This window comes from Lactobacillus sp. B4026 (genome assembly GCF_026535825.1).
Classification (GTDB): Bacteria; Bacillota; Bacilli; order Lactobacillales; family Lactobacillaceae; genus Lactobacillus; species Lactobacillus panisapium.
Genome location: NZ_JAFNPD010000002.1, coordinates 227,516 through 253,488 on the forward strand (window position 1 = coordinate 227,516; position 25,973 = coordinate 253,488).

Annotated in this window: 21 protein-coding genes and 1 pseudogene; 15 read left to right on the plus strand and 7 right to left on the minus strand. The window is 37.8% G+C overall.

What is annotated here, in order from left to right:
* Positions 1-5 precede the first annotated feature (5 nt).
* The 7 genes from pepT (at position 6) to J3U69_RS03030 (ending at position 5,826) form a co-directional block, all read left to right on the plus strand.
* Positions 6-1,250, plus strand: coding sequence for a peptidase T (gene pepT, locus J3U69_RS03000; RefSeq protein WP_267412985.1), 1,245 nt, complete (start codon positions 6-8; stop codon positions 1,248-1,250).
* A 399-nt stretch (positions 1,251-1,649) separates the two neighbouring features.
* Positions 1,650-2,012, plus strand: a complete 363-nt coding sequence (locus J3U69_RS03005) for a GntR family transcriptional regulator (RefSeq protein ID WP_103751649.1) — start codon at positions 1,650-1,652, stop codon at positions 2,010-2,012.
* A gap of 2 nt (positions 2,013-2,014) precedes the next feature.
* Entirely contained in the window at positions 2,015-2,410 is a 396-nt protein-coding gene (locus tag J3U69_RS03010) for a GntR family transcriptional regulator (protein WP_220219684.1), read from the plus strand.
* A gap of 3 nt (positions 2,411-2,413) precedes the next feature.
* Positions 2,414-3,118: an ATP-binding cassette domain-containing protein gene (locus J3U69_RS03015; protein ID WP_220219683.1), complete on the plus strand. Its 705-nt coding sequence runs from the start codon at positions 2,414-2,416 to the stop codon at positions 3,116-3,118.
* The gene (locus tag J3U69_RS03020) at positions 3,119-3,958 is read left to right on the plus strand and encodes a hypothetical protein (protein ID WP_267412987.1); all 840 of its coding nucleotides are present in this window, start codon (positions 3,119-3,121) and stop codon (positions 3,956-3,958) included. It begins immediately after the preceding gene.
* Between the two features lie 336 nt (positions 3,959-4,294).
* Positions 4,295-4,999 carry an ATP-binding cassette domain-containing protein gene (locus J3U69_RS03025; RefSeq protein WP_267412988.1) on the plus strand — a complete coding sequence of 235 codons (705 nt, stop codon included), beginning with the start codon at positions 4,295-4,297 and terminating at the stop codon, positions 4,997-4,999.
* Positions 4,999-5,826, plus strand: coding sequence for a hypothetical protein (locus tag J3U69_RS03030; RefSeq protein WP_267412989.1), 828 nt, complete (start codon positions 4,999-5,001; stop codon positions 5,824-5,826). Before J3U69_RS03025 ends, J3U69_RS03030 begins: the two co-directional genes overlap by 1 nt.
* An 83-nt stretch (positions 5,827-5,909) precedes the next feature.
* On the opposite strand, the gene J3U69_RS03035 is transcribed toward J3U69_RS03030, so the two are convergent.
* From J3U69_RS03035 to lepB (J3U69_RS03045), 3 genes are all read right to left on the minus strand, one after another.
* A complete protein-coding gene (locus J3U69_RS03035) occupies positions 5,910-6,101 on the minus strand; it encodes an LBP_cg2779 family protein (protein WP_103751643.1) in 192 nt (63 codons plus the stop codon).
* 61 nt (positions 6,102-6,162) lie between these two features.
* On the minus strand, positions 6,163-6,741 hold the full coding sequence (gene lepB, locus J3U69_RS03040) for a signal peptidase I (protein ID WP_267412990.1): 579 nt from the start codon (positions 6,739-6,741) through the stop codon (positions 6,163-6,165).
* A gap of 20 nt (positions 6,742-6,761) precedes the next feature.
* Positions 6,762-7,331 carry a signal peptidase I gene (gene lepB, locus J3U69_RS03045; RefSeq protein ID WP_267412991.1) on the minus strand — a complete coding sequence of 190 codons (570 nt, stop codon included), beginning with the start codon at positions 7,329-7,331 and terminating at the stop codon, positions 6,762-6,764.
* A gap of 83 nt (positions 7,332-7,414) precedes the next feature.
* On the opposite strand from lepB (J3U69_RS03045), the gene J3U69_RS03050 reads away from it, so the two are divergent.
* The 4 genes and pseudogenes from J3U69_RS03050 to J3U69_RS03065 all read left to right on the plus strand — a co-directional run bounded on the left by J3U69_RS03050 (position 7,415) and on the right by J3U69_RS03065 (position 11,311).
* A complete protein-coding gene (locus J3U69_RS03050; RefSeq protein WP_267412992.1) occupies positions 7,415-8,167 on the plus strand; it encodes an SAM-dependent methyltransferase in 753 nt (250 codons plus the stop codon).
* A complete protein-coding gene (locus J3U69_RS03055) occupies positions 8,157-9,122 on the plus strand; it encodes a hypothetical protein (protein WP_267412993.1) in 966 nt (321 codons plus the stop codon). The genes J3U69_RS03050 and J3U69_RS03055 overlap by 11 nt, the downstream gene beginning before the upstream one ends.
* Complete coding sequence (locus J3U69_RS03060; RefSeq protein WP_267412994.1) at positions 9,115-10,512, plus strand: RsmB/NOP family class I SAM-dependent RNA methyltransferase; 1,398 nt, start codon at positions 9,115-9,117, stop codon at positions 10,510-10,512. The genes J3U69_RS03055 and J3U69_RS03060 overlap by 8 nt, the downstream gene beginning before the upstream one ends.
* 8 nt (positions 10,513-10,520) lie before the next feature.
* Positions 10,521-11,311: pseudogene (locus J3U69_RS03065) on the plus strand (Cof-type HAD-IIB family hydrolase).
* Between the two features lie 120 nt (positions 11,312-11,431).
* On the opposite strand, the gene fni reads toward J3U69_RS03065, so the two are convergent.
* From fni to mvk, 4 genes are read right to left on the minus strand one after another with little or no spacing between them, the layout of a single operon-like run.
* The gene (fni, locus tag J3U69_RS03070; protein WP_267412995.1) at positions 11,432-12,451 is read right to left on the minus strand and encodes a type 2 isopentenyl-diphosphate Delta-isomerase; all 1,020 of its coding nucleotides are present in this window, start codon (positions 12,449-12,451) and stop codon (positions 11,432-11,434) included.
* Positions 12,452-12,468: 17 nt separating this feature from the next.
* A complete protein-coding gene (locus J3U69_RS03075; protein ID WP_267412996.1) occupies positions 12,469-13,551 on the minus strand; it encodes a phosphomevalonate kinase in 1,083 nt (360 codons plus the stop codon).
* Between the two features lie 36 nt (positions 13,552-13,587).
* Positions 13,588-14,547, minus strand: a complete 960-nt coding sequence (gene mvaD / locus J3U69_RS03080; RefSeq protein WP_267385331.1) for a diphosphomevalonate decarboxylase — start codon at positions 14,545-14,547, stop codon at positions 13,588-13,590.
* Positions 14,547-15,455 carry a mevalonate kinase gene (mvk, locus tag J3U69_RS03085; RefSeq protein WP_267412997.1) on the minus strand — a complete coding sequence of 303 codons (909 nt, stop codon included), beginning with the start codon at positions 15,453-15,455 and terminating at the stop codon, positions 14,547-14,549. The genes mvaD and mvk overlap by 1 nt, the downstream gene beginning before the upstream one ends.
* Positions 15,456-15,533: 78 nt before the next feature.
* Between mvk and J3U69_RS03090 the strand changes: the two genes are divergently transcribed.
* From J3U69_RS03090 to J3U69_RS03105, 4 genes are read left to right on the plus strand one after another with little or no spacing between them, the layout of a single operon-like run.
* Positions 15,534-19,007: a PD-(D/E)XK nuclease family protein gene (locus J3U69_RS03090; RefSeq protein WP_267412998.1), complete on the plus strand. Its 3,474-nt coding sequence runs from the start codon at positions 15,534-15,536 to the stop codon at positions 19,005-19,007.
* Between the two features lie 2 nt (positions 19,008-19,009).
* On the plus strand, positions 19,010-22,627 hold the full coding sequence (gene addA, locus J3U69_RS03095) for a helicase-exonuclease AddAB subunit AddA (RefSeq protein ID WP_267412999.1): 3,618 nt from the start codon (positions 19,010-19,012) through the stop codon (positions 22,625-22,627).
* A gap of 22 nt (positions 22,628-22,649) precedes the next feature.
* On the plus strand, positions 22,650-25,439 hold the full coding sequence (locus J3U69_RS03100; protein ID WP_267413000.1) for a helicase C-terminal domain-containing protein: 2,790 nt from the start codon (positions 22,650-22,652) through the stop codon (positions 25,437-25,439).
* Entirely contained in the window at positions 25,429-25,914 is a 486-nt protein-coding gene (locus J3U69_RS03105) for a hypothetical protein (RefSeq protein WP_267413001.1), read from the plus strand. The genes J3U69_RS03100 and J3U69_RS03105 overlap by 11 nt, the downstream gene beginning before the upstream one ends.
* The last annotated feature ends 59 nt before the right edge of the window (positions 25,915-25,973 follow it).

Sequence of the window (25,973 nt, forward strand, 5' to 3'; positions counted from 1 at the left end):
ATTTTATGGAATACCCAAATTTATTACCGCGATTTTTAAAGTATGTCAAAGTGAATTCACGCTCTGATGAACACTCAGATCGTTTTCCCTCAACTGAACGCGAGGAAAAGTTCCAAAAGGAAGTTGTGCAAAAGGACCTCGAAGAATTAGGTTTATCAGATGTTCATTACAACCAGGACTCCGGTTGTGTTATTGCTGAAATTCCAGCAAATGTTGATTATAATGTCCCAGTTATGGGCTTTTTGGCACACTGTGATACAGCTGATTTTAATGCTGAAAACGTTAAACCTCAAATCCATGAAAACTATGATGGTAAGTCAAAAATTCAACTAGGGGATTCTGAATTTTACTTGGATCCAGCAGTTTTTCCAAACCTAAAAAAATACCAAGGCAAAACCTTAATCACAACTTCTGGTGACACGTTGCTTGGTGGAGACGATAAATGTGGGGTAGCTGAAGTTGTTACTCTGGCTGAATACTTGCTTAACCATCCTGAAATTAAGCACGGTAAAATTCGGTTAGCCTTTACACCAGATGAAGAAATTGGAACCGGTGCACCTCATTTTGACGTCAAAGAATTTGGTGCTGATTTTGGTTATACGCTTGATGGTGCCGCACCTGGTAAATTAGATTGGGGAACATTTTCAGCTGCCACATTTACGCTTGATATTCAAGGAGTGAATGTTCACCCATCAGTTGCTAAAAACCAAATGATTAGCGCAATTCAAGTTGCAATTGATTTTCAAAATCAATTGCCTAGTGACGAAGTACCAGAAAAGACAGATAAAAGACAAGGTTTCTATCATCTAACCGACTTCCAAGGAACGGTTGACAATGCTCACTTAGAGTATATTATTCGTGACTTTGAACGTGATGGGCTTGAAAAGCGCAAGAACTTAGTCAAAAAAATCGTAAATGAGATGAATGAAAAATTTGGTAAAGAGCGCATTAAGCTGACCATGAGAGATCAATACTACAACATGGCTGACGAATTAGAAAAACACATGGATGTTGTTAACTTGGCGCGTGATGCATATCGTGCTGTAGGTTTGAACCAAATTGACGAAGATCCAATTAGAGGTGGTACAGATGGCTGCCAATTGACATACATGGGTCTTCCTTGTCCAAACTTATTCTCAGGACAAGAAAACATGCATGGTCGTTTTGAATACACTGTACTTGAATCAATGTATCAAGCAGTGGACGTTATGGTAAAAATGGCTGAAATGAATGCTACAAATAATAAGTAGTGAAACAAAAATGACGTTAAAGTTGCTTTGTTAAAAATCAGCTTAAACATTAAAAAGCTTGTTATACTAAAGAAAAGCGTATTTCTACTATAATTGAAAAATTATGCACATCTAGTATAAAGTAAAAAAATAGCTCATAAAATCATTGCTATAGATGGTTTTATGGGCTTTTTTTCTTTCTTGGGACTAAAAGTGATAAGTCGTGGAACAGTTAAAAATGTCTAAAAATTTGCTTGCAGTCTAACTTCTTCCTGCTAAAACAATTGGTAATAAAGAGGTCAGAATAGTAACAATGAAATATTTATCATAATAAAATAAAAAAGATTGCACAATAAGCGAAACTGCGATAATATTACGGTGTATTAGAAATGTAATACAGCTTAAAAGGATGGTGGACTTGTGGAATTCAAGGATAACATTCCCATTTATTTGCAAATTAAGCAGTACCTTTATCGGCAAATCGTTACGGGAAAATTAAAATCAGGAGAAAAAATACCTTCTGTAAGAGAATTAGCTGTCCAACTAACTGTAAACGTCAACACAGTTCAACGGGCACTGCAACAAATGAATGTAGAAGGTATTTTATATACGAAACGTGGTGAAGGAAACTTTGTTACGGAAGATACCAATTTGCTTGATAAGACCAAGCAGGATTTAATTAATGAAGAACTAGATAAATTTGTTCAAAGCATGCATGCTTTAGGCGTTTCTGATGATCAAATTAGTACTTTTTTAACCGAATATTTAAAAAAGGAGCAATAACTATGAGCATTAGCTTGCACGACAAAAAAGTAAGAAAATTTCGTCTAGTAGATGATTGGCCGCTTTATTTACAGGTCAAACAATACATTGAGTGGCAAATTTATTACGGTAAATTGGCTGCTGGCCAGAAACTACCTGGAAGTCGTAATCTGGCAGCTGAGTTGACGGTTAATTCGCATATCGTTCAGCGGGTGTTAACCGAATTATTGCACGAGCAAATCTTAGTTAACAAGGCTGATGACTATTTTGTAACGGATAATAACGAAAGAATCTCGGAGCTTAAACAAGATTTGCTTAATAATGCAGTAAAGGACTTCATTGGGGGTCTAAATAAGCAAGGCGTTGATAATAATCAAATCAATTCAGCCTTTAGGCGGATTCTAAAGCTAGGAGTTTAAGTAATGGCTAACCTTTTAGAAATTAAAAATCTAAGTTATAAGAAAAATCAGAAAAAAATTTTGCAAGATGTGAATTTAACCTTGCAGTCAGGAAAAATAGTTGCTCTTTTAGGAAAAAACGGTGCAGGGAAGACCACTTTAATGCGGATAATTGCAGGAATTGCCAAAAATTATACTGGTACTGTTACCGTCAGTGATTTTTCAGACCTCACTGAGCGTAAAGCTCATTTATCTTTTAGTGATCGTCTTTCTGGCTTTCGGGAATCAAGCAAAATAAAGCAACTAGGTGAGTTTTACCAGGAGCTTTATGCTGATTTTGATAATAAACAATTTGAGCAACTAGTAAAATTTATGAAATTAGATCCTGATCTTCGCTTAGCGCAAATGTCTAAAGGGATGCGCGAAAAGCTAATCATTGCTTTATCTTTTTCACGTAAGACTGATCTATACCTTTTGGATGAACCGTTCTCTGGTATTGACGCGATGGCACGTAAGAAGATAATTAAATCAATTATTCTGTGGAAAGATGAGAAGTCAACAATCTTAATCTCCGACCATTTTGTTAATGAAATTGCTTCTATCCTTGATGAGGTCGTTGTTATTAAAGACAAGACAATTTATGCGCATAAGTCTACCGAGAAAATCAGGGAAAGCAATGAAAGTATCGAAGACTTTTACGAAAATATTTATGAAGATGAGGAGGATTAGATGTTTCAGCGGTTATTTTCAGTCTTTTTCAAGAATAAAATGAAGCAAGGCTACATTCTGCTAGCAATTCAAACGATTGCGGCAATAGTTATTTCAATTATTAGTGTAATTGGTTTTAGAGACGGCCATTTTTACTTATACGATAATGGCAATACTGGCTTTTTCCTCATCTTGATTGGGGTTTTCGCTAGTCTGGCTTTGATTGCTCTGATAGTATTTTTTGGTATTACTTGCTTTAACAACGAAAGCTATAATAGCAACCAAAGCTACCGATTATTGGCGATTAGTGATACTAAATATTTTTTAGCTAATATTCTAAGTTCATTTGTTGCCCTGATCGTGATGAATATCATTAATCTGTTATTTGTCGTCCTCTTTTCCATATTAGCCTTTGTGACAGATCAAGATTTTCGAATAAATACCATCAGTATCTGGCAAGATATTTGTCATGATGCTTTCAAACTAGGGGCCGACTTTTATCTTACGCTGTTACAAATAGTGGTTTGGCTGATTCTACTAATATTTGTAACTTATGTCTTAATTAGCTTTTTAAATTTCTCCAGTAAGGCCATTCTTAATTTTTTACCTGGATTTTCAAATCGTCCAGCTTTATTTTTTGTTCGCGGATTACTAATTTTAGTAATTTCTTGGCTAGTAATTAAAGTAATGGAACCCATCAATTGGCTCGTTGCTTCCAATGTTCCAGGTTCTTTATTCTACAATGACCCGGACTTGACGGGCTTCTTTTATAGCTCCAGTCTCATTTGTGTGGTTATCTTTCTTGTATTCTTATTAGCAGATTTATTTTTATTCAACCGCTATTTTGAACCAAAAGATTGAGCAAATATCGAATTCAAAAGACCAACTACTGAAATTATGTCAGGGCTGGTCTTTTTCTTAAAGTTATTGCAAATTCTTATTATTTAGTTTAACATGATACTGTATTAGAAAAATAATACAGTAAAAAGAAAAATCTGATGCTTTGAGCTTAATCTTATTATCTTGCAAGGGATTTTTTAAAAAAATTTCTCTCGTGAATGATCAAATACCATCAACGTCTAACCACACTAAACAGTTAAAAAATAGCTTAATGCTTGCCACCACTTTAGACAATAAAGCGGAGGACACCAAAAACCAGTACAATCTTATCTGGTTATTCAAAACAGGAGTAGTACAATGGAAAATCTTTTACAAATCAAGGATTTGACCTACCGGAAAAATCAGAAGTCAATTTTAAAAAATATTAACCTAACCCTGCAACCTGGTAAAATTGTAGCCCTACTAGGTGAAAATGGGGCAGGGAAAACCACCCTGATGCGTATCATCAGCAGCACAGCCAAGAATTACCATGGCAGTGTCTATGTAGCTGGACGTGAAAAAGAAGCTGAAAGAAAGGCACACCTGTCCTTTACTGACGGCCTGACAGGTTTTACTGATTCAACCAGAATTAATGAGATTGTCAAATTCTACGAAGTGATTTATCAAGATTTTGATCTTGAAGAATTTGACCAGTTACGCCAGTTTATGAGGCTAGATGCAAGTTCACGATTGGCAGAACTATCAAAGGGGATGCGGGAAAAACTAGTTATTGCTTTAACTTTTTCACGTAAAACTGACCTTTATTTGCTTGATGAGCCTTTTTCTGGCATTGATGCGATGGCCCGCAAAAAAATAATTAGTTCTATTATCTTGTGGAAAGCGGAAAAAGCTACCATTTTGATTTCTGACCACTTTGTTAATGAAATTGCATCACTTTTAGATGAAGTGGTCATTATCAAAGACAAGACAATTTATTGCCACAAGTCTACTGAAGAAATTAGAGCTAAAAACGAAAGTCTCGAAGACTATTATGAAGGTCTTTACGAGAAGGAGGAAGAGTAATGTCAATTTTTTACCGTAGTTTTACTGAGCTGTTCAAGCTAAAAATCAAAAATACTCATCTATGGTTTATTTGCCAGCTAATTGGCTCATTTGCCCTGACCTTCTTTAATTACATTCACGATAAATCTCTTCAGAATGCCAGTTTCACCGCAACGTGGTTGACTAATTTCTTATATTTAACTTTTTTATTTATTGGAATTTACTATTGTATAACCTGTATTACTCATGAAAAAGTCAACCGCAATCAAACTTGGCGTTTAATCCCAATGAGTAGTTCGGGACTATACGCAGACAACATGTTAAGTTCATTTGTTTCCGTAGCATTCTTTTGCATATTGGAAATCATTAGTAATATAATTTTTCTTTTAATTACAATGCTGGTCGATCGCCAATTTGCCAAAGAAGTTATTAAAAGCTTTCAATATGTTAATGCCGATGTATCTAAGATCGATTTTCAAATTGTTTCTAGTATATTGAGTTTAGTCTTTATCTTAATCTTACTGGGTTTCTTATTTTACTTCATAGTTGATTTCTTAAACTTTAGCAGCCGCTCAATTGCTGATTTTCTTCCCGGTTCTAACGGTCAAGCGTATATCAGAGTTATTATTATCTTGTTGATTATTTTGATTGCTTGGACCATCATTAATACAAATAACTTTATCGCATCAATTGTGTTATATCCACTTTCATTTTTGCGCGGGGACCTGTTTTCCGACAATCATACTTTGTCAAACATAATTATTATATTGATCACGTTTAATGTTGTATTAGCTATTATTAATTTATTCTCTTACAACAAATTCTTTGAAGCGAGTGAAAGTAAGTAAAGTTACTAGTAACACATTTTATCTTAAGCAAAAAGGGCACTAAGCAGATACTTAGTGCCCTTTAATTATTAAAATCGTAACTCCTAATGGTTAGCGGCAAGGTAATCATAGAGTTGGTTAATTTCTTCAGGAGTGAACTCACCCTCACCGGTTTTCATTGCATGAATTTTTTCAACCGAAAGGTGACTGGCAAAAGCCAAGTCAGTGTCCGTGATATGATGCTTAATTTGATAATTAATAATTGAACTGGATAATTCTTCTAGTTGCTGATTCATAATAATTCTCCTTTACAGTTTATTTTAGCGAAAAAACCGGTAATTTTAAAGAAAAGTCATATTAAAAACCTTGTACTTTGTTAAAAGGCCAATACCGCAATACCACCTTACCAATTAAGTTCTTACGTTTTACCGGGCCAAAAATATGTGAATCCCTCGAAATATCGCGGTGATCACCCATTACCCAGTAGTAACCTTTCGGTACCTTATAAGTAAAATTATTAGTATAAGTATGGCCAGTGTCATTAGCTGCTTTTTTAAAGCTATTATTTAAATAAGACTCAGGAAGCAATTTTCCGTTAACATACATTTTATCGTTTTTAGACACCAGTTTATCGCCAGGTAAGCCGATAACACGCTTAATATATAGAGCGCCAGGAACATCGTTGGCAGCCTTAGGAGCCAATAGAACAACGACATCATTTCTTTTAGGTGTGAAATTTCTGACGGAAATCAACCGATCATTATTTTCAAAAGTAGGTTGCATTGATGGGCCAGAAACCCGATCATTAGACAATACGAAATGGAAAATGAGATAAAAAGCGCCTAAGATAACCGCCATCATGACGACGATATCTAAAATAAATTTGCCAAGGCTTTCTTCCTCTTGATCCTGCTTTTTTGTAACATTTTTTGCCATAAAAATTCTCCTATTTTAGATTAAAAACTTTGAACCCGGTTAAACGGCCAATAACGAAAGACAACTTTACCAACTAAATTACCACGGCTAACGGGACCAAATCTGCGTGAATCTTTTGAGATATCCCGATGATCACCCATAACCCAATAATGGCCACTAGGTACGCGATAGGTAAAATTGTTGGTATAGGTATAGCCCGCAGCATTATCTGCTTTCTTGAATTTGTTATTCAAATAAGGTTCAGGTATTAGTTTACCATTAACATACATTTTATCATTTTTTGCTGTGACCTTATCACCCGGCAATCCAATCACACGCTTAACATAGAGTGCATGCGGATCATTCGCCCTTTTAGGAGGAATTAAGGCAACAAAATCGTATCTTTTGGGCGTAAAATGACGAACTGAGATCATTCGCTCATTATTTTCAAAAGTCGGCTGCATCGAAATGCCAGAAACACGCACGTTAACTAAAACAAAGTGAAACAGCAGATAAAAGATTCCGAAAATAACGACTACCATTACGACAAAATCTAAAATGAATTTTCCTAAACTTTCTTCCTCATCGTCTTTTTTTATATCATTTTCCATCAAATATTCTCCTTTATTCTATTACTCTTTATTATAACTGAAATCATTTCATTTGAATGGTAAAATCATTATAGGTATTTGATATGACAGAATTTTTAGAGAAAATTAAGCACTTAGCAATTGAGATTGACAACCAACAGGTTGATCAGCAAGCTAAAGAAATCATGAGCATCATTCAAACAATTGAAAAAAAGCAAGTTTTGGCTAAAGCACCAGACATACTCGGCTTTTATCCTGATAAACTAGAGGAGATAATGACAGAAGTCGGACCGCAAAAAGCAGCGGCACTTAAGATAATTAACCAGCTTTTTAACAGTACAAGGCAGTTTTTATCGATTCACTATGGTTTATGGTCTTTACCGAACTTGGAAACGGCTCAAGCAATCAAAGAGAACTTACATGTAAATTCAGCACTGGAAATAATGGCGGGTAACGCTTATTGGACTCGGGCATTACAACAGGTTGGGATTCAAACAGTTGCAACAGATTCATTGCAGTGGGCCAAGACTTCGCGAACTGGCCAGCAACCGTTTGCTTCTGTGGTTAATCTAAATGCTAGTTCAGCTATTGCCCAGTATTCGGCAGTAGACTTAATTCTTTGTTCTTGGGCACCCAATTTTAACCGCAGTGATTTAGTAGCAGTTAATGCTTGGCAAAAGTACAATCCCAAAAGTCACTTCTTGTTTATTGGCGAAAAAAATGGGGCAACAAACTCACCAGCTTTTTGGCACCAGGAAAAATTTCGTCATTCACCAGCTCTTAGACAAATTAAGCAAACTTTTACCAGTTACGATTTTATTGATGAACAAATATTTGAGATAGAACATGAAATTTAAAAAGATTTTTTTATTATTTATTATTTTTTTAGCAATGCTCGGTGTGGGCTCAATGCTATCTAATATTCAATCCGATGAAGCCAATCAATTACTTGAAGCATACGGATTAAGTAATAATACTCGTTATATTAAAATTAAAAATGACCAAAACATTAGCACTTTTGTGCATTATTTAGAGCAAAAGTTTCCAAAAAACAAGATCCAGCTTCACCTAGCAAGTAACAGAAAAGATAAGCAAACTTTAATTTGGTCTAACAAAGATGTCTTAACTTTGCCAACAGAAGCGGGTCGTTACTTTACTTCTGACGACTTTAAGGGTAGGGTCTCTTTTGGTGTCTTAGGCTTAAATGCCAATGTTAAACAGTATAAAACGCAAGGAAACCAGTACATTGTTTTAAACAATAAATATTACACCGTAATTGGGACATTAAAGCATTATCGGCAAATGAAACAGAATGGGTATTATTTAACTACGGGTTCAAAGCAGCCGACTGGCCAATTTAAGTTGCGCAATTACGTAATTATCATTGATAGTTCGACTAGGGTGATCAGACAGATTGCTGCTCATTATGGTGTAAAGGTTAAAACACCATCGTTTGTCAAAAGTCATCAGAGCCATCAATTTTCAGTGATCAAGGAAATATTATTAATTGTCGTGTTTATTTTGATTGCCGGAATCAGCAATCTTATTTTAGCCTTTTTAGATTGGCAAACTGTTAAGCAAACCCACTTAAGTGGCGGATTACTGCGCAATTGGCTGTTAAACCACGGAATTAGAACCATTTTAACCGAAATTTTACTGGTGTTTGGTGCCTATTTCTTCTTATGCTGGCGGGCTTTCTTCTCAAAGCCGGAGCATCTCTTGTTATTGTTACTAGCTAGCTGGATAATTATTTCCATTATCTATAGTTACGGCATTTTTTATCGCGTACGAAAGGAAAAACTTGATGCTTAAATTACCTAATGAATTTACTGCTAAGTACCGCAAATTATTGGGTCCAAAAGCCGATCAGCTATTTGCTGCAATGAACGATGAAGAACCAAAGAAAGCATTTCGCATTAATGCACTCAAGCAAAAACAAGATATTGGTTACGCGCTAACCAAACCTGTTTTAGGGATTAATAACGCGTATTATGATCAAGTTAGTGGTTCAGATCCTGAATGGGTAAGTGGGATGGTCTATTCACAAGAGCCAGCAGCAATGTTTCCTGCGCAGATTGCTCAGGTAAAACCAGGAGAGAAAGTGCTTGATCTTTGCGCTGCGCCTGGCGGAAAAAGTACCGCTTTGGCTGAACAGTTAAGAGGTGATGGTCTGTTAGTTGCTAACGATATCTCATCTTCCCGAGCAAAAGTCCTACGTGAAAATTTGGAGCGCTGGGGAGTCACCAATGCATTAATTACTAATGAAAGTCCAGCAAGATTAGCGCAGCACTTTAACAGTTTCTTTGATAAAATTATCGTTGATGCACCATGTAGTGGGGAAGGGATGTTTCGTAAAAATCCGGATGCCGTTTCTTATTGGTCCCAGGATTATGTCTTAACCTGCCAAAGTCGTCAAAAAGAAATTTTAGCAGCTGCGACAGAAATGTTGCGACCGGGTGGCGAGCTTATTTACTCGACGTGTACTTTTGCGCCCGAAGAAGATGAACAAATTGTATCTTGGCTCGCAAAAACTTATAGCTTTGAGATTATACCTATCACTTTAAGCAATACTAACTGCGCTACTGGAAACCCTGATTGGGCTGATCAAAATCCAGCGTTAACTAACACAGTACGTTTTTGGCCTTTTGATGAGCTAGGGGAAGGCCAATTTGTGGCAAGATTGCAAAAGCCTGCCAGCTCAGTAATCGCTAAAGCCAAGTCTCAACGACAAAAGCGTAAACGTGAAAAAGCCAGTACCAGGCACCTAACTAATCAAGAGCTGGAATTGATTGCACCAGTCTTAAAACCATTCAATCTGCCTTCGGCATTAAGTGAATGGTCCACGCGCTGTTTAGTAAGCCACGATCACGTTTTTTTACCAGCTTTAACGACAAACATTGCTCATTTGAAAATTTTAAATAATGGTTTTGAACTAGGTTTGCTCAAGAAAAATCGGTTTGAACCGAGTCATCAATTGGCAATGGTTTTAAGTCAAGTTGAGCAAAAGCAGGTGCTTGAACTTAGCCAACCAGATTTCACTGCTTTTTTACACGGAGAAACATTACGTGGCCAAGATAAAAAGATGCAGGGCTTTATTTTACTTAGTTACCAGCACTTAATCTTTAGCTTTGGTAAAAATACGAGAGATGGCGTTTTGAAGAATTTTTACCCTAAGGGTTTACGAATTTTGAAGAAAGATTAGAGATTAACATGATTAAATTAATTGCTACCGATATGGACGGAACATGGTTGACCGATCAAAAAACCTACGATGAAGAACTATTTTTACGTGAATTTGCAGTTATGCAGGAGCGCGGAATTAAATTTGTCATTGCTAGCGGTAACCAATATGAAAATATTTATGCCCGTTTTCCCAAAACTGCAGCTAAAATGTACTTTATTGCTGAAAATGGAGCATTGGTAGCCCAAGGCAGGCAGGTTATTCATACCGATTGTATTTCCGATGAGGATCTGCAAGTCATTTTTGAGATTATCGCTAAGTATGCGCATGAAAAGATAACCGTTTCCGGTCTTGCAAGTGCATACGTACGCGCAAGTGACGGACCAGAATATGCTACTGAGTTAAAAAATATTATGATAAATTGACAATTGTGCCAAGTTTTACCGATTTGCAAGATCAGATTTTTAAAGTTACACTCGATGTTCCAGCAAAAAAGCGACCACGAATTATTAGCGAATTGCAAAATAATTATCCTCAGATCGGTTTTGTGTCGGGGTCAGCTACTTCAATTGATATTTCGACCAAAAAAATGAACAAGGCGGTTGGATTAGAGTACTTAAGCAAAAAGTATCATATCAATCCCCGCGAAATGGTTGCTTTCGGTGATAGTGGCAATGATGTGGGAATGCTTAAATATGTAGGTCAAAGTTATGTGACTGCTACCGCCTTGCCAATCGCTAAAAGTGTAGCTAACCGCGTAATTGGCTCTAGCAATAGTAGTGCAGTTCAAAAAGAAATTTGGCGGCTTTTAAATGACTAATAATAAGCAAGTCAGTTAAATATACTTTATCTTTTAATCCAAACAAAAATCCTGTTAAATCAAGGTTTACAATACCAAGATCTAACAGGATTTTTCAATACTCATGTTTTTGACTTATTTTTAAAGTAATTGGTCAATTTGCGCTTTCAATGGTAAATCAAAGTACCGCTTAATTTTAGGCAAATCGGTTAAATTGTTTTGACCATAAATCGCCATTAAGTAAGCAAGTTGCTTTTGCCATTCTTTAATCAGTTGAAGTAAATTTTCAAAGCCATTGTCTTGAAGGAGGACTTGTAAGAAGGTGTTAGAAATACCAACATATTTTCCACCTAGGCAAAGTCCCTTGAAGACATCTAACGGATTGCGAATCCCCCCTGAAACAATCAAATCAACATCTTCGTTTGCAGCAAGCACCGCAGCAATAACAGTGGGTAAGCCGATATTTTCAAGGTAAGCAAGGGGCTGCGGATTTCGGGCATTTTCGATTTGTGCAAAATTGGTTCCACCACTACCAGCGATATCGAAGAAGGTGATACCTTCTTTTTTTAAACGGTGAATTGTTGCTTGATCCAGACCACAACCAACTTCTTTAATAATGATTGGCACAGTTATTTGCTGGCGTAGTTCTTGAAGGTTAGCTAGCCAGTGAAAGTCGCGATCACCTTCCGGCATTGCTATTTCCTGCACGACGTTTAAATGGACTTGCAAGGCATCTGCTTGCAGCTCAGCAATAATTTTTTCAGCATCTCTTACAGAGGTCTTAGCATTTACGTTAGCGAGCAATACACCGTTAGGGTTTTCTTGACGAGCAATGATAAAACTATCCAGCTGATCTGCTTCTTTGACGAGAATGCTGGCGGAGCCTAAAGCAAGCGCAATGTGCGTTTGTTGGGCAATTTTACCTAAAGCTTGGTTAATTGCAAAAGATTTTTTAGAGCCGCCCGTCATTGCATTAATGAAAAATGGGGCACTCACAGTTTTGCCAAACATTTTTGTGCTAATCGCCTGCAAGTTAACATTAGTTTCGGGTAAAGCCGGCCGAACTAAATGCATCTGATCAAAACTATTCGACTTCTCATTCTCATAGAACTTTTGGGCTAAAGCCAAGTGTTCTTCTTTACGCGTAGATCTAATGGACATTTTTTCCTCTTACTCATTTACCGGGCTAACTTGACGGAATGAACGCGAAAATCAAGGGGCATAATCCCGTTTTGATGCCATTCTTCTTCAAGGGCCGCTATGTTGGTTTGCTCATCTGTAATGACGATCCCGCAATCACCGTTACCGGCACCAGAAGTTTTAGCAGCACCACCAAATGATTCAGCAATGTTAATTAATTTGGATAAGCGGGGAATTTCAATCGCAATTTGATTGATAGCAGCAAAATGTTGCAACAATTTACGGTTTTCGCGGATCTGCTTTTTAATTAGGTCGATATCGTTTCTTTCAAACCCAACAATCATTTTTAAAACACATTTTCGTGAAAGCCTAATAAATTCCCGGTACTTTCCGTTCAGTGCCTCTTTGTTGGCATTAGTTTCATCAACTAAGCGGGAAGTGGAAGCAGGCTTTTGACTCCAACCAATCATTAAATTCATGCCGGTTGGCGGCGTTAACAACTGAATTTTTAGTCCTGGCCATGCTTCATCGACAACTTCAGACAGCGATTTATGTGCTAGTTCTTGTTTTAGCCAGCTCTTATCAAAAGTCTGGTAGGCAAGCCAGCCACCATAAACGCTGGCAGCAATATCACCAGCCGAACCATTACCCTGAACTGAATAATGAGAGATGGCTGACAATTTATAAACAAGTTCGTTACTGAAGGGTACGTTATAAAAGCGTAAGATTGCTTTCACAGTTGCTACCGTAACTGCCGCACTCGAGCCCAAGCCATACTTTTTACCATCAGCCGAATCAAGATCTGAATTGATATAAAGATCATAGACCTGCATCTCAATGTGCTTTTCAAGGCAAAATCGTTCAGTAAACGAAATAGCCGCCAAAATATATTCAAAAGGGTTATCACGATTGTCAATAACCATTTCGGCCCCATGCCTAACCCAGTGAATTGAATCTTGTGAATATTGTTTAGAATGGATTAACCCAGTAGATGACTTTGTTTTAGTAATTGAAACCCGGATAAATTGATTAACTGCGACTAAAATTGCGGGACAATCTTGTTCAAGTACCGCATATTCGCCAGCAATATATAACTTTCCGGGCGCTTGTTCTGTTATCAAAAGAATTTAATCTCCTAATCAATTAAATTACATTAATTAGTCCAAATATGATAGACCTGGACCAAAACTTGCATTTACTATCTTAACATTGTCAAATTGCGATACAAACTGATTAGTAATTTCTTTTACATTTTTTAAACGAGTAATAACTTTTACGTTGGGACCGGCATCAATCGTGTAATAACACTCAATCCCAGTTTCACGTAAATGCCTTACCAAGTTAATCGCTGCAATTGTTTGTGGCTCAAAATATGTAAAACCAGGCTGGGCGGTTAAGTTAATTGCGTGCATTTCGTTAGCATTTAATTCTGCTAGTTGTCCCAGCGCAGTAAAATCATTATTTTGAATGGCCGTTATCATTTGGTCTAGCTCGGTCTGATTTCGCTGTAACCAAGGCTTAAAGAAGGGGGAACTGGTTGCTTGTTTCATCCCTTCCGTTGATGAAAGTTTTTTAGGTTTCGGATTTAATTCAATTGCCAAAAGCTGTAAGTCCATCTCGGGCTTTTCGTTTAAGGCGTAGGCATAAGAGGAAGTATCATCTTCACCTTTTTGCCACAAGACAAAGCCACCAAAAACTGACCGACACGCAGAGCCCGAACCCATTCTAGCAAGCCGGGATAATTCTTTGGGTTCTATTTCAAAGCCATAATGAGAGCAGAAAGCTCCGGCTAAAGCAGCAAAAGCCGATGAAGACGATGCCAGGCCAGCAGCCGTTGGAACATGATTGGTTGATCTAACGGCTAAATTACCACTAACACCAAACTTGTCCTGCAAAAATTTAAGATAAGTGAAAACACGCTGCGAACTTTGACCGATTTGTTCAATCCCGTTTAAGTAAAAATGATTAAGATCGCTTTCGGTAATTTTAGTATCAGTATAAAAACGATCCAACGTCATAGAAAGGCTTGACATTAAAGGAAGTCGCAAACGTTCGTCTTTTTTCCCCCAATATTTAATTAGTGCAATATTGGCGTGTGCTCGTACAGTTTTTCCCATTAAATCTCCTCAATCCAACTATTAACAGCAATTTTTTGACTATGATCTGCTATTGCTTGCGCTACCGCATGATTCTTGCAAAGAGCAATTACAATGCCGCCAAGACCGCTGCCTGAAAGCTTAAAGCCGAGCGCTTGGTGCGCAAGTGCTATTTTTTGTAATTGGTCAATTTTAGCCGTTGATAAGCCAAAAGAACACAGAATTTCTTGTGCTTCATTAAAGTAAGTACCAATTTGACCAGCATCATGATTAAGCCAAGACGTCTTAGTCCTATCGGCCAAATTTCCCAGTCGCTTTAACTTATCTGCTGCTTGAGGTGAAGCTTTTATTTGATCATGAACTTGCATAACGGCTTCTTTCGTACTGCCTAATTCTCCCGTATCCATAATTAATAAAGTAGCCCCCAGTTTTGCTTTTAAAACACGTGGACCATCTTTTTGATTAAAAAAAACGAGGTAGTTGGAATTAACTGTAGCCGCATCTAAACCTGAGGCTTTACCATGATTAATCATTTCCGCATGATTGGTAATAGCCAAAATTTGCTCTTCGGTTAGATTAAGCTTGAAATAATCGTCCATTGCCCGAGTGGTTGCCAGGGCAACGGTGGCACTGGAACCCAATCCGCGTTCAATTGGAATTTGCCCAGTATATGAGATTTTCAGTTGCTCAGTACTGGCAGCTAACTCCAACATTTTTTTAACAACATATTTTAAGCCGTTATATTCATTTGGAGCCATAAAAAAAGGCCCTTGATAACGCTCAGTGTCCATCCACATCTCGGGGGCCGGTTCAACAGTTGTTTTGATATGAAGCGAATTAATTGGCATTGCTAACGCATCATAGCCATATACAACCGAATGTTCCCCGATTAAAATTACTTTGCCATGGGCCAAATAACTAGATTTCATTTTGCTTAAGATCCTTACTGTTTGTGAAAATTTTTTTACTCCTTATGCTAAAATAAATAGCAAAGGAGAAGAGAACAGATGATCAAGATTTTAGTCGGTCGGCAGACAGATTCTTTACAAGAAAAAGTCCTGCAAGCTGCAGTTGATAACTACCAACGCTTTCCAGAACACGAAACTTTTATTATCGTTCCTAATCATATTAAGTTTACCACAGAAGTCAGAGCAATAAACAGATTAGCCGTTAGCAAGGGCAACGTTGAGCAATCGGTTAAAAATTTGCAGGTTTTATCATTTTCACGACTTGCCTGGTTTTTCCTCAAAGATGCTGAACAGGGTTTGCCAACGCAACTTGATAATGCCGCGGCTGCCATGATTTTAGCCAAGATTATTGAGCAAAAACGTGACCAGCTTCATCTTTTTAAAACGGTTAGCGTCAGTCCCGGTTTAGTTAAACAGCTTTATGATACGATTTTGCAGGTTAGGGAAGGGAACCTTGATCTTGATGAAATCGACGAAGATTCTCTTGACTTAGAAACGAAAAATAAGATTGCAGACCTTAAAATCATTTACGAGGCATTTACCAGTACAATTGCTACTAAGTTTTCTACTTCGAATGAGGTGCAATTGCAGCTGAATGAGTATCTTGCTGGCGGAATTGATTTAAGCAAGACCGATTTTTATTTTAGTGATTTTTCTCATTTTTCACTGCAGGAATGTTTGACGGTCAAATTGTTAATGATGCATGCTCATAGCGTTACCTTAGCTTTTAAAACCAAAATTGGCGACATTAACCCTGATTTTGCGAAAGGTGATTACGATTATGTAATTCAGAGAACAATTAATCAATTACTGAATTATTTGAAACAGCACGATCTGTCTTATGAAGTAGAAAAAACTCCTATTTCGCCCCAGCCCACTAAGCGGGAATTGCTCAATGAGTTCTGGACGGGTACTGCTTATGATGTGGGTAAACTTGACCAGGTGCAATTAGTTCGAGCAGATAACCGGTATGCCGAGGCCTATTATGTTGCCCATACAATTTACCAACAAGTGGCCCTAAAAAACTACCGTTACCGCGATTTTTTGGTCTTAGCACCCAATCTACATGAATACGAAACATACCTGATTCCGATTTTACGGCAGAATCATGTCCCATTTTTTGATGACTTACAGCAAGAAATGAAATATCATCCGTTAGTTATTTTAATTGAAAATATTGCTCAGCTTTTGGCACGGCCGTTTCAAACCCAAAATATGCTAGCAATTATGAAAACCCATCTAATTATTCCGGACTGGTACCAAGAAGAATCAGCTTATATTCATGACGTCGATGAGCTGGAAAATTTTGTTTTAGCGCACGGAATTAACCATAATTTATGGAAACGTGATTTTACGGACTATGTTGCTTCTGAAGTGATCAGGCTAGACAAAGTTCCTGATGAAGTGGCTAAAATAAGCAAATTAAAAGACTTTTTTGTGAAAAAGCTTGAACGGTTATTAACTAAACTTAAGCAGGAAGAGGACACGCAAAAAGCGATTACCACTTTCTTTAATTTTTTAACCAATAATAAAGTTAATCAAGTGCTTGAAAAATGGCGCGAAGATGCGCAAACCGCTGGTGACTTGCAGCAAGCTCGCCAATCTGAACAAGTATGGGACTTGCTCATTACGTTATTACATGATTACTTACTGATTAATCCGACTGAATTTGATGTAGCCAGTTTTTTCAATGTTTTAACCAATGGCTTTAAAGAGGCTACTTTCTCCCAAATTCCTTCTACCTTGGATGCAGTTAATCTTTCTGAAACAGGTATTGTCCAAGTTAGCGGCTATAAGCAAGTTTTCATCATGGGCGCTACTAGCACTGGTTTGCCAGCAATTCAAACCACCCCAGGTTTTTTAAGCACTGAAAATCTAGAGAATTTAAGTACTGCCTTTGGCGAAGATTCTTATTTGGAAGATCACCAGCAATTAAGCAATCTTGATCAGAACTATCAGTTTGGTATTTGTTTAGCCTTGGCCAGTGACAAGGTTTACTTATCTTATTCGGTGGCCAATTCTGACAACGAAGCAGTTGAGCCTTCAATTTATTATGACCGGCTCAAACGCGCTGGTGCAATCGAATTCCAGCAACACAATTTACCGGAAAAATTCCAAGACCTTTTAAGTTTCCTAACCAATCCCCAGGCAAGTTTAGGTTACTTGACTTACTTAAAGCAGGCAAATAGCGAAATTGATGTTGATCAATTATTAAAATTAACAGCAGCAAAAATCCCAACTAAGACGGCAATGGTTCTAGAAGCCAGTCAATTTGACAACCAGCCGGCAGATATTGGTGCTGAGTTAGCCCAGGAATTGTACGGTCAGAATTTAAATTCATCCGTTTCACAACTGGAAACTTTTTATGAAAATTCTTACGAATACTTTTTAAATTACGGTTTGCATTTGCATAAACGCTTTGAAAATGAGTTTGATATTATTCAAGCTGGTAATTATTTTCACGAAACTTTCGACCGTTTGGTAAAAGAACTTAACCAAAAGCACTTAGATTTAGCCGATGTTGACGAAACTACTTTAAGTCAATTACTAGCCATTGCTAGAGCGAAAATGATGACCGAAGCTAAATATAAGCAGCTTGCCAATGATCCCTTTAACCAATTTTTATTTAAGTGTCTTGATCAAACTACCACCAAGGTTGCTTTCAACTGGCAAAAAGCAGTACAAAAAACGCCTTTACGGGCAAAATACTCTGAACTTAGTTTTGGTTTTGGCGAAAAAGTCCACGGCCTTGACCTGGTTGTTCCTAACTTGGCTGGCAAGCATTATGTTAATTTACGCGGTAAGATGGACCGGGTTGATTTGGCCCAAATTAGTGACAAGAATGAATACTTGGCGCAGGTGATTGATTACAAGTCTTCCGCAAAGAAATTTAATTTGGGCCTCTTTTACCAAGGTATCTCGCTACAAATGGTTTCCTATCTCGATGTTTTACTGAAAAACCAGCCCTTCTTTACGGGCAAAACACCACTTTACTTGCTTGGTGCGTTTTACCAAACAATTACGAGGCAAACTGAGCGGTTAAACGGTAAAGATTTGTACAATAGTCATTTAGAGTTAAAACAAGATAATCTGGATGGCAAAACCAGGCTAAAATACACTGGATTAATTAATTATGACCAAGCACTAGTTCTTGACGCTGACCCTGAGCTTGAAAAAAACAGTACCACCTCGGATTTATATACCGGTGTTAATAGTAAAAAAGATGGCAGTCTCAGCTTTCGGGGTAATGCTTTTAAAGATGATGAAATTGAGCTTTTGCTGCAATATGATGAAGAGCTCATTAAGGACGCCGCAAGTCAAATTTTATCCGGTGAAATTAAGCTCAATCCATATAAGTATGGCAAAGGTATTAACGCCTTAACTTATTCCGACTACCGTGATATTTTCTTTTTTGACGCAATGCTTAAGGAAAACAAGTATCACCAGGTAGGTAGTTTAAGTAAAAAAGAGTTATTAAGTAAAATTAAAGAGAAACTGGGAGAGGAGGAATAGTCATGGCAGATTTTACTCAAGCCCAAAATAAGGCGATTAGCGATCGCGGACACGACATCTTAGTTTCTGCTTCCGCTGGAAGTGGCAAAACCACTGTTTTGGTGCAGCGTTTGCTGCAAGAAATTCTTGCCGGAACTAGGGTAGACCAACTATTAGTAGTGACGTTTACCAAGGCAGCAGCCCAAGAAATGAAGGGGCGAATTAAACAAGTTTTGCAAACTGAGCTAGCCAAGACGACTGCCAAAACCTATCTCAGGCAGCAGCTTAACGCGGTTGACTCTGCCAATATTTCCACAATTGATGCCTTTTGCCTAGATGTCATTCATCGCTTTTACTACGTCATCGATCTTGATCCAAGCTTTAGCGTCTTGACCGATGAAACGCAAGCCGAATTGATGCGTGAACGAGCACTGCACGAAATTGAAAGCGAGTTTTTAGAGGCAAATGACGAAGACTTCATTAGCTTTTATAATAATTTTGCTGGCGACAGGGATGCAGAATCAGCGCAAAATCTTCTTTTAGATTTATACTCTTACGCAATGGCTAAACCTGATTATTCCAGTTGGTTAAAAGGCTTAGCTGCTAAATATGAAGTAGGGGAAAGCGTAATTACAACTAAGCTGTGGCAAAAGCAAATTAAACCTTATTTAACGAATACTTTTACTGAGCTCAGCAATAAAATTGAACAAATTGTTAACGACCCATTGATTGAAACCAAGGAACTAGCGAAGGTTAAGGAAAGTTTTACTATCTTTCAGAAATGCTTAAACCGGTATCTTGAAGGACTATTTAATGACGCTAATTACGACGACCAAAGGCAGTTATTGCGTAGTTGTCTTTTTACCGGAACCTTTCGTAAGTCAAAAAAATGGGATGAGGATCTACTAGCTTTTTACCAAAATTGTTATGACCGCAAAGCCGAAGCCGCTGAGCAAGTGTTTACTGCCTTCACGTCTTTTTACGCTACAGATGAACATGAGCAAATTGAGATCCTGAAACGTGGCCAAAAAATTATGACCGCAGTTGTAAAAGCAGAAAATGCCCTAATTAAACGTTTCGGAGAATTAAAGCGGGCAGAAAATTTGGTCGACTTCAGTGATATGGAGCAATTTGCATACCAGATCCTAAGTCAAGACACATCTAACGCTGAAATGGCACGCTCCTTTTACCAAAATAAGTTCACTGAAATTTTAGTTGATGAATACCAGGATATTAATCCGTTGCAAGAAAAGATCTTACAACTAATTAAGAAAACCGGTCAAAATAACTTATTTATGGTAGGTGACGTCAAACAATCGATTTACGGTTTTAGGCAAGCCGAACCCACGCTTTTCTTGCATAAATACCAAGAGGCGGCGAAGAAAGAAAATACCGACCAAGAGCGAATTTTGCTTTCCGAAAACTTTCGTTCGACTAATCCCGTTCTCAAAATTGTTAACCAAGTGTTTAAGACCATCTTAACACCCGACTTTGGCGGCATTGACTACCAAAAAGAAGGGCAGTTGGTTTTAGGGGCTAAATATTATCCGGTTGCACTTCCCGCTGCATGCGAAATCATTTATCATAACCAAGATGAAAAAGAGGGCTCACTCAATGAGGAGCAGGAGCAAGATATTGACTCGGCAGAAATAGCCATGGTTATTAATCGCATCAAGCAATTTCAAAATGAACACTTAGAAGTATATGACCCACAGACAGGTCAAAAGCGGCCTTTTAAATATAGTGATATTGCCATCTTGACTCGTAGCCGGAGTGAGAACCTTGCTATCATGCAGGAATTTGCGAAAAACGATCTGCCGTTAATGGTGACGGATGCCAAAAATTATTTTCAAACAATTGAATTGACCATCGTTATGAATTACTTGCGCATTATTGATAATCCCGATCAAGATATCCCTTTGGTAACTGTTCTGCGCTCTCCGCTGTTTAACTTTAATGAACAAGATTTAGCCCAAATTCGGATTCATAGCAAAAATACTAATTTTTATGATGCTTTGACCTCTTACGTGGCAATTAACGACAGCCTCAGTCAAAAAATAAAGGATTTTTTAAACCAATTAGCTGAATTAAGACAATTTGCTACGAATCACCGGATTTCCGAATTAGTCTGGAGCATTTATGAGCGAACCAATTTGCTAGAAATCATGACGGCATTGCCCAACGGCAAACAGCGGCGGGTCAACTTAGAAGCACTGTATGAACGGGCAAGCTCATATGAAAGTGCCGGTTTTAAAGGACTTTACCAGTTTATTAACTTTATCGAAAGAATGCGCCGCAGCCAAAAAGATCTGGCACAGCCGTTACTGGCTAAAGAAGCAGGCAATTCAGTGCGGCTAATGACTGTTCACGGGTCTAAGGGCCTGGAATTTCCAATTGTTTTTTACCTTGGGCTGCAGCACCGGTTTCAATTGCGTGATCTTAGTGGAAATTATATTATTAACGCAGATAATGTCGGATTGACTTTACGCCAAGAGCATTATCGCGCTGATTCACTGCTCAAATCATATGACAATGTTGCCAAGAAAAAACAATTACTCGAAGAAGAGGCTAGAATACTATACGTTGGTATGACTAGAGCACGGCAAAAGTTAATTTTAGTGACTGACTTAAAAAATTTTCCCAAACTTACCCAGACCTGGAGTCAGCAGCTCACTCATGAGCATAAGTTACCCTTAAGCGATAAGATTGATGCTACCAGCGCAATGAGCTTTATTGGTCCAGCCATTAACTTTACGCATCAGGTAGCTTTGCCAATGAGTGAGATCACCCCGGAACTAGATGAGCAAGAAGATTTACTCTTAATTCACTACCAGGATGAAACAATTGCGCGGCCAAAAACCGTACAAGCAAAAACGGCCGCTACAGAGGATTTCACGCTTTTAAATCAAACAGCCAAAAAGCTCTATGATTTTGCTTATCCGTTTAAAGATGCTAGTCAGACGACCGCTTACCAATCTGTTTCAGAAATTAAAAAGGCCTTTAATGATCCGCTGGACAGTGAACTAGAGAATGCTCATTTGCTCTCATCAACCAATAGGTATTTACAGCCGATTGATACTAAGCCTAATTTTTTGTTTGCAACCAAATTTACCGGTGCCGAAATCGGAACCGCGACACACCTGCTGTTACAATATTATGATTATCACGGCAAGGGTGACGACCAGCAGTTAGATGATGAAATTGCTTCTTTGGTTAAGCAAGATAAACTAAATCCCGCTATTGTACCGGATTTAAATAAAGAACAGATTAACTGGTTTGTTCATAGCGACTTTAGCCGTGAATTTTGGCAAAAGCCGGAGAACTTAAAACGTGAAATTGAATTTTCTAGTTTACTTTCGGCAAGTAGCTTATTTGACCATTTTAGTGATCCAAATGCTAAAATTTTAATTCACGGTACAATTGATGGTTACTTCATCCAAAATGATGGCATAATACTATTTGACTATAAAACTGATTATCTCGATCCTAATCATTTGGATTTAGCAATTAATCAGCTTAAGCAAAAATACACGGGGCAGTTAAGACTTTATGAGCAGGCTTTAAATTCGTTTGCTAACAAAAAGGTAACGCACAAATACCTAGTTTTACTGGCAGCGCAAAAAATCGTCGAAATTAAGTAGAAAAGAAAGGAGGTCGAATTTAATGACATTATTTGCTAAGGAGACATTTGCAGTCGTTGATCTGGAAACAACCGGAACCCAGCGCGAAGAGGACAATCATATTATCCAGTTTGGCTGTGCCATCATCAAAAACATGAAGGTTGTTAAAACCTACTCTTTTATGATTAATCCCCACCGTGACATCCCTTTAGCAATTCAGAACCTTACGCATATTCATAATTCAGATGTAGCTCAGCAAAAGGACTTTTCTTATTATGCTCCAAAGATTATTGCCATCTTAAAAGATGCGGTCTTTGTGGCGCATAATGTAAATTTTGATTTGCCGTTTCTTAATTATGAACTAGTGCAGCATGGCTATGAGGCTTTAACCAATAGGGCAATCGATACAGTTGAACTGGCTAAGATTGCATTTCCAACTTTACCGTCATATAAGCTGACAGATCTAACTAATCAGCTAAATATCCCACACCTAAATCCGCATAAAGCTGATTCAGATGCATACGGGACGGCTGTGTTACTGCTTAAGATTATCAACAAATTGGAAACATTGCCGCAAGCCACACTGAATACGTTAAGTTCTCTTGCGCACGGTCTTATCCGAGATACTTCCTGGATTTTTACCACAATTGCAGACGAATTGCGGCTAACTAAAAGACCACTAGGCAAAAACTACGTGCAGGTCCGCAATATTATTTTGCAAAAACAACAGACTAAAATTCCAGAGCACAGTAATGGCTCAAATGCATCTTTTCCCCTCAGTAATAAAGCCAAGCATCAGCTATTTAAAGGAAAAATCAATTACCGGCAGCCACAAGTTGATTTGATCAACCAAATTAATCAGTTCATCAAGAATCCTGATCAAAGGGCGTTATTGGTTGAAGCACCCAATGGTACTGGTAAAACTTTTTCCTACTTGTTTGCTTATTCCTATCATTTATATACGAGTCGAAAGCTTGTGGTGGCGACGCCAACTAAAGTTTTGCAAGATCAGATCATCACGCAGGAAATTCCCCAATTACTTAAGGTCACTGACCTTGATTTAACTGCAGAAGTGGTGAAATCAAGTAGTCATTATCTCGATTTAGATGGCTTTTACCAAAGTCTGTACCAGGGAACTCCTAACAAAATGACGCTAGTCTTGCAAATGCGAATTTTAGTGTGGTTAACGGAGACTAAAACGGGAGATCTAGATGAATTACAGCTGACTAACTATAAGGCACCGTTGTTTGTTCAGATAGCTCATCCGGGGGATGCCCGGGTAGGTAGTAGTTTTGCTAAAGTCGATTTTTGGAATTTAGCGCGGCAAAAGCAAGAAGAAGCCGATATTTTAATTACTAATCACGCCTATTTGGCCAATCATTACAACGACACAATTTGGGGGCAAAATCCTTATTTGGTGATTGATGAAGCTCACCGTTTTGTCGATAACGTAATCAATTCGCGGAATGATTCATTTCAGTTTGAATCACTTTGGGGCGTACTCAATCATTTGCGCAATCTTTTGTTTTATGCCGAAGATAGCGTATTTAACCAGTATGGTAATGATGTTTCAGTCAACTTTTTACTAGAAAAATTAGATCCGGCGATATTGGACTTGATTCACGTCATCAACCAGTTACAGAGAATATTATTTGCCCAAAACGAGCAAGCGGTAAATAAAAATATCTTGCCAAATGGTAATCTGCTCTTAAGTTTTGAGGGCACGGATTTATTCGCTAGTGAGAGTCCATTTTTACCGAAACTTGGAGAGTTTCAGCGCAAATTAGAAGACGTCCGGCAACAGACTAATGCTATTTTATTTAAGCTGTATAATGAAACTGATAATTCGGGATTGGAGAGGGATGCTGTTTTAAGTGAGTTGACTGATCAAATTGATCGTCTTGATTTTTATATTACTAAAAGCTACCAGCTATCAGACATTCTTCATACCAAGGAAGTTTTAACTCAGGAAGGATTTTTACTAACTTTAACCAATCCCCAGGATCCGTTAAGTGTTAATCTGAGCTGGATGACATTAGACGCTTCTAGTGAATTAAAACAAATTTACGCTCGTTTTGACCATCTTTGCTTTGTTAGTGCTACTTTGACAAATGATAATGATTTTTCCTTTACAATTAAACAGTTAGCTTTAACTGATTTACATCCGGAAAAATTTATTGGTAGCAGCACATTTAAACTTGATCAGCATTTGCAGGTTTTAGCCGTGAAAGACTTCCCTGCTATCGACACGCCGCAATATGATCAGCAGCTAGCTAACATTCTAGAAAATGACTTGAGTCAGAAAAGCCATATTCTAGTTTTAATGACTAATTTAGATAAAATAAAAGAAGTCTTTAGTGCCATTTTAAATTCGCCTAATCTACGTGACTTTGAAATTTTAGCCCAAGGTGTATCCGGCTCTAATAACCGCATTACCAAAAGGTTCGCGATTGCGCAAAAGGCCATTTTAATCGGGGCCGATAGTTTCTGGGAAGGAATTGATTTTCATGAATGTCGGATTGATTTAGTTATTGCCGCTAAACTACCATTTGAATCCCCCGACCAGCCGGAAGTCCGTTTACGTCAACGCCAATTGCAAAAAAAGGGCATTAATGTTTTCCAAAATGATACGATGCCACGGGCAATTATTCGGTTTAAGCAGGGCATGGGACGCCTAATTCGTGGCGAAAAAGATCATGGTCAGTTCTTAATTTTGGATTCACGGATTTGGAGCAAAGATTATGGTAAAGTATTTTTAAACGCAATACCTGTAACAACAAGAAAAATTTTGATAAAAGATTTACGGAATAAGTTGGATAATTATGATAATTGAAGACGACACAAAACAAACGCTTAAATTTATTGCTTGGCTAATTGCCATTATTGTTGTGCTCTATTTTTCATTTCTGCTTATTTTTTATAAAGCAAGCAGTCCCGTACGAAATGAAACACGTGAGCTTAATCAAATAGTCTTGCAAAAATCACCGATTAAAAAAATTGAGCGAAACTATCATTTAGATCGCGGTGTTAATAGTTACTCCGCTAAAGGCATTGCTAAAAACAGCCAAACCTATTACTTCATTTATTTACCCGCCTCAAAGAAAGCCTACCTTTTATCTAGTAAAAAGGGCGTTGGCGAGACAGCAGTTAGAAATAAATACGGAACTAAGTATCCAGATGATAAAATTACTGCGGTTAACTTGGGGTGGTATCGTAACAAAGCGGTTTGGGAAGTAGCGGCTAAAAATAGCTCAGGTGACTACCATTACAAACTCTATGAATTTAAAAACGGAAATTTACTAGGTTAAGTCGCTTATTTAACAAAACTTTGGTATTATTAAGTTGATATGATAAGGAAAGTGGAATA

Excerpts from the sequence above, each read along its gene's own strand:
- J3U69_RS03105 (WP_267413001.1), top strand. The coding sequence starts at position 25,429 with ATGATAATTGAAGACGACACAAAACAAACGCTTAAATTTATTGCTTGG.
- pepT (WP_267412985.1), top strand. The coding sequence starts at position 6 with ATGGAATACCCAAATTTATTACCGCGATTTTTAAAGTATGTCAAAGTG.
- J3U69_RS03035 (WP_103751643.1), bottom strand. The coding sequence starts at position 6,101 with ATGAATCAGCAACTAGAAGAATTATCCAGTTCAATTATTAATTATCAA.
- mvaD (WP_267385331.1), bottom strand. The coding sequence starts at position 14,547 with ATGGGAAAAACTGTACGAGCACACGCCAATATTGCACTAATTAAATAT.
- J3U69_RS03020 (WP_267412987.1), top strand. The coding sequence starts at position 3,119 with ATGTTTCAGCGGTTATTTTCAGTCTTTTTCAAGAATAAAATGAAGCAA.
- lepB (WP_267412991.1), bottom strand. The coding sequence starts at position 7,331 with ATGGAAAATGATATAAAAAAAGACGATGAGGAAGAAAGTTTAGGAAAA.
- J3U69_RS03050 (WP_267412992.1), top strand. The coding sequence starts at position 7,415 with ATGACAGAATTTTTAGAGAAAATTAAGCACTTAGCAATTGAGATTGAC.
- lepB (WP_267412990.1), bottom strand. The coding sequence starts at position 6,741 with ATGGCAAAAAATGTTACAAAAAAGCAGGATCAAGAGGAAGAAAGCCTT.
- J3U69_RS03015 (WP_220219683.1), top strand. The coding sequence starts at position 2,414 with ATGGCTAACCTTTTAGAAATTAAAAATCTAAGTTATAAGAAAAATCAG.
- J3U69_RS03025 (WP_267412988.1), top strand. The coding sequence starts at position 4,295 with ATGGAAAATCTTTTACAAATCAAGGATTTGACCTACCGGAAAAATCAG.
- J3U69_RS03055 (WP_267412993.1), top strand. The coding sequence starts at position 8,157 with ATGAAATTTAAAAAGATTTTTTTATTATTTATTATTTTTTTAGCAATG.
- J3U69_RS03030 (WP_267412989.1), top strand. The coding sequence starts at position 4,999 with ATGTCAATTTTTTACCGTAGTTTTACTGAGCTGTTCAAGCTAAAAATC.
- J3U69_RS03100 (WP_267413000.1), top strand. The coding sequence starts at position 22,650 with ATGACATTATTTGCTAAGGAGACATTTGCAGTCGTTGATCTGGAAACA.
- J3U69_RS03060 (WP_267412994.1), top strand. The coding sequence starts at position 9,115 with ATGCTTAAATTACCTAATGAATTTACTGCTAAGTACCGCAAATTATTG.
- mvk (WP_267412997.1), bottom strand. The coding sequence starts at position 15,455 with ATGAAATCTAGTTATTTGGCCCATGGCAAAGTAATTTTAATCGGGGAA.
- J3U69_RS03010 (WP_220219684.1), top strand. The coding sequence starts at position 2,015 with ATGAGCATTAGCTTGCACGACAAAAAAGTAAGAAAATTTCGTCTAGTA.
- addA (WP_267412999.1), top strand. The coding sequence starts at position 19,010 with ATGGCAGATTTTACTCAAGCCCAAAATAAGGCGATTAGCGATCGCGGA.
- J3U69_RS03090 (WP_267412998.1), top strand. The coding sequence starts at position 15,534 with ATGATCAAGATTTTAGTCGGTCGGCAGACAGATTCTTTACAAGAAAAA.
- fni (WP_267412995.1), bottom strand. The coding sequence starts at position 12,451 with ATGTCCATTAGATCTACGCGTAAAGAAGAACACTTGGCTTTAGCCCAA.